Genomic DNA, 8,909 nt, shown 5'->3' with positions numbered 1-8,909 from the left:
GTGTAGCGTGCGCGCTCGCGAGACGGTGGGCTATCCGGCGAGGATGGCGCGCAGTTTCTTTCGGCTGACCTTGCCCACACCGGTCTCCGGGAACTGCTCGACGACCTTGACGGTGTCGGGCAGTTTCCATTCGGCCAGCCCACCCTCACGCACGAATCGGCGGATTCCGGCCAGATTCGGCGGATCGTCGGGATTTTCGGGGATCACGTAGGCGCAGGTCCGTTCGCCGAGATAGGCGTCGGCCACGGCGACGACGATGGCATCACGCACGCCGGGGTGGGTGAGGAGCTGCTCTTCGAGTTGCTCCGCGGAGACCTTCTCGCCCCCACGGTTGACCCGGTCCCCGCCCCGGCCGCGAACGATCAGGTTTCCGCGGTCGATGAACTCCACGACGTCACCTGTGCGGTACCAGCCGTCCGGTGCGAAGGAGTCGGCGCCCGCGCCCTTCCAGTACCCGCGAATCGTGTACGGCCCCTGGGTCTCGAGAAACCCGGGGCCCGAGGTCACCGGATCGCCGTCCTCGTCGACCAGACGGAGTTCGTCCTGGTCGGACATCGGCGCACCCTGCGTGGTGCACACCTCCTGGAGCGGGTCGTCGAGCCGCGTGTAGCAGACAAGTCCCTCGGCCATTCCGAACACCTGCTGCAGTCGGACACCGAGTGCCGGGCCGATCCGCCGTGCCAGTTCGTCGGGACACCGGGCGCCGCCCACCTGTACGGTCTCCAGCGACGAGATGTCGAATGTCGCGCCCCGCTCGGCGGTCTCGGTCCACAACCGCGCCAGCGGCGGGACCAGACCCGTCATCGTGACCCGCTCGCGCTCCACCAGTTCCCACGCGACGGACGGCGTGGGCGAGGCGGTCAGGGCGATGGTGCCTCCCGCGTACATCGCTCCCAGGATGCCCGGCGAACTCATCGGGAAGTTGTGTGCCACCGGCAGTGTCGCCATGTACACGGTCGCGTCGGTGACACCGCACACCTCGTTGCTGCGCCGCACGCTGTACAGGTAGTCGTCGTGGGTGCGTGGAATGAGTTTCGGGACGCCGGTACTGCCACCGGACAACTGTAGGAACGCCAACCCGGAGGGATCGGCGCGCCCGTGGTCGACGGGATCGGCGAACAACGTTTCCAGGTCGTCGACGTCGATCAGATGACGCACCGAGTCGACCTGTGCGGCGACGGTCTCGGCGAGGGCACGGTGATCGAATCCTTCGTGAACCCCAGGCGCCACGATCGCTGCGGCCTCCGCCGACCTCGCGATCCCCACCAACTCGGCCTCGCGATGGGCGGGCAGCCCGAACACCGGCAGCAGACGCGCACGGAACAGAGCAAAAACGGTCTCCACGTAGGCGACCCGGTTGGGGATCTGCAGTAGCACCCGGTCACCGGGCCGGAGACCGAGGCAGTGCAGTCCTGCCGCAAGCCGATCCACCCGCTGGTGCAGCTCGGCGTAGGTGAGTCGACGGTCGATGTCGACGACCGCGATACGCGAGGCGATGTCGGGGTCGCCGGCCCGCGCACGCAGGACATCGTCGAAGGTCTCTCCGGTCCATAAGCCCTGCACACGATAGCGTTCGGCGAGCTCGGGGGGCCACGGTGAGAACGTCACGAGAGGTGAGGCTACCCTAATCCTGTGGCCATTCCGTCTATCGCCCCCTACCCCATCCCCCGCGGCCCGTTTCCCGCTCGCGTCGACTGGACCCTGGAGCCGAGACGTGCCGCATTGTTGATCCACGACATGCAGCGCTACTTCATCGACGCCTACCAGCGCGACCACGAACCGATGCGCAGCGCACTGCCGAACATGATGAGGATTCGCGACGCATGCCGCAACGCAGGCGTGCCGGTTGTCTACACCGCCCAACCAGGTGATCAGCATCCCTCCCGTCGAGGTATTCTCGCCGACTTCTGGGGCACTGGCCTGGAATCCGGTCACGACGAGGAGATCGTCGATGAACTCGCCCCGGGTGCGGGCGACATCACCGTCACGAAGTGGCGATACTCGGGTTTCCAGCGCACCGACCTGCGCCAGCTGCTCGGTCACAAGGGCCGCGATCAGCTGATCGTCGTCGGGGTGTATGCCCACATGGGCTGCATGATCAGCGCCACCGAGGCGTTCATGAGCGATGTGGCACCGTTCTTCGTCGTCGACGCGATGGGCGACTTCACCCGAGACGAACACCAGATGGCAGCCGACTACATCGGCAAACGCGCGGGACTCGTCTGCACCACCGCACATGTCGTCGATGCACTGTCCGTCACCACCGAGATGACCGTCGACACCTCGACGATCCACACCGGCTCGCACCGATGAGCACCGCGCCCGTCGCCGGCATCGAGGGCCGTACCGCTGTGGTCACCGGAGCCGCCGGCGGCATCGGCCAGGCTGTGGTCACCGCGCTCGAGGCGGCCGGCGCGACGGTCCACGCCTGGGATCTCGACACCGGTGGTGCCGGGCGCCGGGTCGACGTCACCGATCGCTCCGCCGTCGAAAGTGCATGGCAGGAAACCGAACAGCAGGACGGGCAGATCGACCTGTTGGTACACGCGGCCGGAGTGCTCAGCGACGACTGGGATGCGTGCATGGCGGTCAACGCGACCGGAGTTCGCAACGTACTGGACGTCGCGGCGACAGCGATGTCGACCCGGCGCACCGGTGCCGCCGTGGTGATATCGAGCAACGCGGGCGCCACGCCACGCGCCGACATGGCGGCATATGCCGCCTCCAAGGCAGCGGCGACCTCGTACACACGCAGCGTCGCGCTGGCAGTCGCGTCCAGTGGCGTCCGGGTGAACATCGTGTCCCCGGGCTCCACCGACACATCGATGCTCCGCAGCATGTGGTCGTCGGACGCCGACCGCGAAACCGTGATCGCCGGCGATCCTGGTCGGTTTCGTCTCGGAATCCCCCTGCGACGCATCGCCGACCCCGATGACATCGCGGCGGCGGTGGTCTACTTGGCCTCCGATGCTGCTCGGCACGTGACGATGCACGATCTGCGTGTCGACGGAGGTGCAACGTTGGACATGTGAATGGCGAAGTACACGTTGGTCAGAAGTCCCCGAAGTTAGGTAATCGTCTTGAAGAACAAGCGTTTTGCACTCCGCGCCCCGTTGGTCGCGGCCACCGCTGCGCTCATCGCACTGGTTGCGGGTTGCTCGGCGCCGTCCGAGGAATCGGCGGACAGCAGCGCCCGCTACACGCCCGTGACCATCGAGCACGAGTACGGCAGCACCACCATCGAGAACCGTCCCGAGCGCGTCGTCACCCTGCTCACCAACTGGACCGACACCCTGGCCGCGCTGGACATCCCGATCACGGCCGAGTTCAAAGAGCAGGGATATGCGGGCCCCAACAACGAGTTCGAGTGGACCCCGGAGCACGAGTCCGAGGTGAAGGTCGTGGGTTCGCAGTCCTCGCTGGACATCTCGGAGATCGCCGCGTACGAACCAGACCTGATCCTCGCAGGCTACCTGGGTGACGAGCGACGCTACGAACAGCTGAGCGGTCTGGCGCCGACCATCCCCGTCATGCAGGAAGGCGCAACCGTCGACACGTGGGAGGACATCGCGACCACAACCGGACAGATCTTCGGAGTCGAATCCGAGGCCGAGGATCTGGTGACCGAGACCAACGAGAAGATCGAGCAGTTCAAGTCCGATCACCCGGACGCGATGGGCAAGACCTTCACGTTCGCCCAGTTCCAGCCGACCGGACAGATCGGTGCGATCAACTCCACGAAGGACTCGGCCGCCGGCCTGCTCGAGCAGCTCGGGTTCACGCTGAACCCTGCTCTCGCAGAACAGCACAACGGGACTGCGACGCGGTCGCCGATCTCGACCGAGCGTATCGACCTGCTCAACTCGGACCTGCTGGTCGCGTGGACACTGGGTGACGACACCGTGTACCAGAACGTCCCGGGATGGGACAATCTCACGGCCGTGCAGAACGACACCGTCGTGTACCTGACCAACGACAACGCCCCTGCATTCGGTGTGCCGAGCGCACCGTCGGTGGATTACGTGATCGGGCTGCTGAATCCGGTGGCCGACCGGATGTGACACGACGCGTGTAACGGGGTCTCGATACGCCGCTCCTTCGTCGCGGCTACTCGACCAACGGTTGGAGCTGGTCTCGATACGCGACCAACGGTTGAGGATCACCTCCGGTCGAGTAGCCGCGCGAGCCGACCTTTCGCTGGTCGAGTAGCCGCGCGAGCCTGCGAGCCGGCGTATCGAGACCCCCGCACCGTCCGTTCATCAACCGAATTCCCCTCTCCGCTCTACCGATAGATCCCGGCGCGGCCGACAATCGTCACATGACCCGGCCACCGCCACCGCTTCCCGCGGTCCACACGATCGACGAAGTCGTCGCAGCGATCGACGTCATCGTCGACTGGGCCGGCTCCGAAGCGAGCCGGATCGGCTACTTCGCCGCACTTTACAAACGCATCACTCTGGCCGTCGGCATCGCCATCGACGAGGGCGCCTTCGACGACGCCGCCCGGATGGAGCGGCTGGACGTCGTCTTCGCCGCCCGCTATCTCGATGCGGTGAATGGCTGGTTTCACCCCGACCGGTTCCCCGCGCCGACCCGATCGTGGCGTACGACCTTCGAACACGCCACGCAACCTGAGCCGATCCTGGTGCAGCACATGTTGTCCGGGGTGCACACCCACATCGTCCTCGATCTCGGCATCGCGACGGTCGACGTCGCCGGAAGTGCACGGCGGCTGCGTGATCTCCGCCGTGATTTCGACACCATCAACGCCGTCCTGGCGAGTCAGGTGGCCGGCGTTCTCGCCGATGTCAACGAGATCTCACCGGCACTGGCCGACATCTATGCGGTGCTGCGCGATCACCAGATCTTCGTGATCAATGAGGCCATCCGAGCGTTGCGGGACAGCGCATGGCGGTTCGCCACCGTTCTCGCGCCGACTCCGGGTTTCGCACGGCCGCCAGTGATCTGGGCCCGGGACCGTCGTGTGTCACATCAGTCGGCCCTGGTGTTCGATCCGCCGGGGCTCATCGGTGTGCTCGATCGTGCGGTCACCCAGATCGCTGCGCGGGAGAGCCGCGACGTCGCGCACAACATCCATGTGTTGAACGAGGTCGCGGCCACCCCGGCGCCGATTCAGACCGAACTCTGAGTCCAGAGCTTCAGCGTCCGGGCCACTGCTGGGCGTTGGACCACTGCAGCGCCTCCGTTTCAGCCCACGCACCCAGCCCATGCCCGGCTTGGGCTTGCCGGAAGTCCACATCGGCACCGTCGGTGCGCATCTCGTCGACGAACTGCGTGGTCAGTGGCGCGAATGACACCGGGTCGAGCGTTCCCTGCTGGACCAACATCGGTGCGCCGTAGCCCGATGTCGGCACGCCGGTCGCCTCGCGCAGAGCCGGGATCAGCGGCCCCTGGTCGAATGGGCGGGCGATCAACTGACCGACGTTCATCCCCCGCGTCGCACGACCCTGATTGGGGTAGCAGAGGGTCTTCGCGTCCTCGACCACCTTGCGCCCCAGCGGAGTGAGGTAGGAGTCCACGTCCAGGTCGGGACGAGCCACCTTCAGCCCGGCCATCACGTAGGAGAAGTACGTGACGTAATCCGGCACGGCGACCGGCGGCACGCCGGGTCGCAGCAACTGGAAGTAGTCGGCGATGTTGACCGGCGGTGAGCTCGCCACACCACCGACGTTGGTGAGTTCCGGAGCGTAGGTACCCGCCAGGCTGGCCGACCACAGCGATGCGTGGCCGCCCTGCGAGGCGCCACTGGTGATGTAACCCGACGATGTGCTGCCACCCTGCTGTGCGACAACTGTCCGTGCGGCCCGCACCGAATCCAGCACGTTCTTACCGGAAACCTCGCCGTCGAGGTAGGCGTGCACGCCGGGCCCGCCGATGCCGGCGTACTCGGTCGCGGTGATGACGTAGCCGTCTTTCAGCCACGGCCCGAGCCAGTCGTCGTAGCGCCCTTCAAATCCCATCCGACCGGTCACCGTGCACTGATCACCGAGGCCGGCCGTGCCGTGCGCGTAGCCCAGCACACGCCATCCGCCCGGACGCGGTGCCTTCGCCGGGATCATCACGGTCCCGCGGACCGGAATCAGCTGACCCTTCGGATCCTCCGACAGATAGGTCATCGCGATGACCTTCCCGGCGCCGGCGACCTTGGCGTCACGGCGATCGGTGATGTCGGTAGTGCTCAGGACTGTTCCGGCCTCCGGCTGCGGAGCGGCCCAGGCAACCGAGGCCGTCACGAGGCCGGTGATCGTCAAGACGAACACGCCCACGAGGGCGATGACGCGAGATGCCAGTCGGCTCATGCTATTGCCGCCTCCACTTTCTTGTCCTCGGAGAAGCACATCGACCGCAACACGTTGTGGTACGCGTTGAATCCGAAGTTCAACGGCGCGTAGAAGAGCCCGAACGGGCGCGGCACGTACTGGGCCACACCGGGAAGTGCGATCGGCAGTGCATTGGCGTAGATCGTCTGGGCGACATAGATGCTGAAGTACATCGTGTAGTACGCCGCCGTCATCGACTTGGTGACCGGCAGGTCCCAGAGCCGGACCTGCTCACCCAGATTCTGGCCGTGGTTGAAGTTGTGGATCAGCCCGATCACGATGTCGAGCGGCGCCCCGGACGTGCCGATGCTGAACTGGTTCTCGCCGATGGTGATCGGGATGTCCGGCGAGACGTATCCGCCGAGCAACGAGATCAGGCCCTCGATCTGGTTGAAGTCGGCCGGATCGGCGGGGATCAGATTGGCCGGCACCCACGTGTTGCGCATGCGGTTCTCGATGTCGCGGGAAATGCCGGTGATCGCGGCTTTCGTCGCCGGATCCTTGTTGGTGTAGACGAGATACTTCGTGGTCCGGTCGACGATGCGGGACATCGGCTGGTTGCCGATCGGTTCGCAGCCTCGCTGATCGGCGAGATCCACCTGGCCGGCGATCTCGTCGATGAACTTCGGTACCGATCCCGCGAATCGCAGATCCTTGACCGGCTTGCCGGCCCGGTCCCGCTCTTCCTGTGTCATCGAGACCAGACAGGAGTTCACCAACGCGCTCGAGATGAACTGGTACAGATATCGCGCTCCGTACATGCCGATGTAGAACGGCAGCGTGACGAGGAACCGCACGTTGATCGGTCCCCAGATCGGTGCGATGTTCGGCACGGCGCTCAAGACCACCGTCAGCGGGATGATGACGGTGGTGTGGATGAGCAACCACAGCGTCTCGACGGCCTGCGCCAGGGTCAGATTCTCGACCGTGATGGCCTGGAACTGCTTGCCCTCGCGCACATTCAGCAGCTGCGACACGACATACAGCGAGATGGGATCGCGATACTTCATGATCGGGTCCCCGCGCTCGGCACCGAGCTGATTCGGGTGATTGGACACCACCATGTTGGAGATGCGCAGCCGATCCATGTCCCGATGAGCCTGCGCCTTGATCCTGGCACGGTCCTTGCGGACCTGCGGCGGCAGGTACGGGACGATCGAGTCGAAGATCGCGTCGTAGATCTTGCCGAAGGTGGCGAAGTCCGACCCGACGCATTCCTTCTTCGCCTCGGCAGAGGCGTTCGGTGCAGCGGGTACCGACGGCGCCGCCGGTACCGCAACGGCCGGAGAGATGAGAGAACCATGACCTTCGGCGAAACCGATCGTGATGACGGCAGCCATCACGATGATCGTCAGTCGGCGTAGCAAGCGCCCAACCCCTCTACCCACTCGTTACTTGTCCACTCGCCGCCCACGACCATCGATCGCCCCCCGGCCAGGGTCACCAAGATTAGGTGACCCTAAGAAAAGTAACAGGCCTGTCTCAGCACGGCCAAGACCGGTGACCATTTCCACAACAATCGTGTCGCGGAAGCTGCGCTATGCGCGAGCGTCGAAGGCGTCCACGATGCGTTGGGCGGCCAGCGCGGGGGTGAGATCGCCCGTACGGACGTCGCGTTCAACCCCGGAACGGATCGCCCTGACCTCGGGACTGTGTGCCAATCGAGACAGCACGATGTCGTTGACCATCGCCCAGGTCCAGTCGATCTGCTGTTGAGCGCGCCGGGAGTCGAACTGTCCTGCGTCGCTCAGGGTTTGCTTGTGTCGCAAGACGGCATCCCAGTATTCGGAGACACCGGTGTTCTCCAGCGCGCTCATGGTCTGCACCGGAGGCACCCAGAGTGCGTCATGCGGGTAAATCAGCTTGAGCGCGTTCTTGAGCTCGCGGGCCGCTCCCTTGGCCTCGTTGAGGTGCTTTCCGTCTGCCTTGTTGACCACGACGACGTCGGCGAGCTCGAGCACACCTTTCTTGATGCCCTGCAACGAATCCCCGGTCCGCGCCAGCGTCAGGAAGGTGAACGTGTCGACCATGTTGGCCACGGTCACCTCGGACTGTCCGACGCCGACGGTCTCGACGAGTACGACATCGAAGCCTGCGGCCTCGACCAGCACGATCGTCTCCCTGGTGGCCTTGGCAACGCCGCCGAGGGTGCCGGAGGTCGGTGACGGTCGGATATAGGCGTTGCGGTCCATGGACAGTCGGCCCATGCGGGTCTTGTCGCCGAGGATCGACCCACCGGTCCGCGTCGACGACGGATCCACCGCGAGAACCGCCACCTTGTGTCCCTGCTCGATCAGGTACATGCCGAGCGCCTCGATCGTCGTCGATTTCCCGACGCCGGGGACGCCGGTGATGCCGACCCGAAACGACTTACCGGAGTGCGGTGTCAGACGCAGCAACAACTCCTGGGCAGCGGCACGATGATCGGCGCGGGTCGACTCGACCAGCGTGATCGCGCGCGCCAGGTCGGCCCGGCGGTCGTCAAGAACGCCACTCTCCAGCGCGTCGACATCGATTCGTCTGCGCGCCGCCGCGACTGCGCCGTCGTTATCCTCGGAGGTCACGCTG

8 protein-coding genes are annotated in these 8,909 nt (G+C 65.4%); 4 read left to right on the top strand and 4 right to left on the bottom strand.

Translation table 11 applies throughout. The features are described from left to right. Positions 1–30: 30 nt before the first annotated feature. On the bottom strand, positions 31–1,608 hold the full coding sequence (locus V1Y59_RS08210; protein WP_330504315.1) for a (2,3-dihydroxybenzoyl)adenylate synthase: 1,578 nt from the start codon (positions 1,606–1,608) through the stop codon (positions 31–33). A 24-nt stretch (positions 1,609–1,632) separates the two neighbouring features. On the opposite strand from V1Y59_RS08210, the gene V1Y59_RS08205 reads away from it, so the two are divergent. The 4 genes from V1Y59_RS08205 (at position 1,633) to V1Y59_RS08190 (ending at position 5,149) form a co-directional block, all read left to right on the top strand. Beyond that, positions 1,633–2,313, top strand: coding sequence for an isochorismatase family protein (locus V1Y59_RS08205; protein WP_330504314.1), 681 nt, complete (start codon positions 1,633–1,635; stop codon positions 2,311–2,313). After that, positions 2,310–3,032, top strand: coding sequence for an SDR family oxidoreductase (locus tag V1Y59_RS08200; RefSeq protein WP_330504313.1), 723 nt, complete (start codon positions 2,310–2,312; stop codon positions 3,030–3,032). Before V1Y59_RS08205 ends, V1Y59_RS08200 begins: the two co-directional genes overlap by 4 nt. Positions 3,033–3,080: 48 nt before the next feature. Continuing rightward, positions 3,081–4,061: an iron-siderophore ABC transporter substrate-binding protein gene (locus V1Y59_RS08195; protein ID WP_330504312.1), complete on the top strand. Its 981-nt coding sequence runs from the start codon at positions 3,081–3,083 to the stop codon at positions 4,059–4,061. A 257-nt stretch (positions 4,062–4,318) separates the two neighbouring features. Then, on the top strand, positions 4,319–5,149 hold the full coding sequence (locus V1Y59_RS08190) for a DUF5995 family protein (protein WP_330504311.1): 831 nt from the start codon (positions 4,319–4,321) through the stop codon (positions 5,147–5,149). A gap of 10 nt (positions 5,150–5,159) precedes the next feature. On the opposite strand, the gene V1Y59_RS08185 is transcribed toward V1Y59_RS08190, so the two are convergent. The 3 genes from V1Y59_RS08185 to meaB all read right to left on the bottom strand — a co-directional run bounded on the left by V1Y59_RS08185 (position 5,160) and on the right by meaB (position 8,905). Beyond that, the gene (locus V1Y59_RS08185) at positions 5,160–6,320 is read right to left on the bottom strand and encodes a lipase family protein (protein ID WP_330504310.1); all 1,161 of its coding nucleotides are present in this window, start codon (positions 6,318–6,320) and stop codon (positions 5,160–5,162) included. Beyond that, positions 6,317–7,681 (bottom strand): hypothetical protein, encoded by a 1,365-nt coding sequence (locus V1Y59_RS08180; RefSeq protein WP_330504309.1) that lies wholly within the window; start codon positions 7,679–7,681, stop codon positions 6,317–6,319. Before V1Y59_RS08180 ends, V1Y59_RS08185 begins: the two co-directional genes overlap by 4 nt. A gap of 198 nt (positions 7,682–7,879) precedes the next feature. Next, positions 7,880–8,905, bottom strand: a complete 1,026-nt coding sequence (gene meaB / locus V1Y59_RS08175; RefSeq protein WP_330504308.1) for a methylmalonyl Co-A mutase-associated GTPase MeaB — start codon at positions 8,903–8,905, stop codon at positions 7,880–7,882. Between the last annotated feature and the right edge of the window lie 4 nt (positions 8,906–8,909).

Source organism: Gordonia prachuapensis, assembly GCF_036350515.1.
GTDB lineage: Bacteria > Actinomycetota > Actinomycetes > Mycobacteriales > Mycobacteriaceae > Gordonia > Gordonia prachuapensis.
This window is presented reverse-complemented; position numbering and strand designations above follow the sequence as displayed.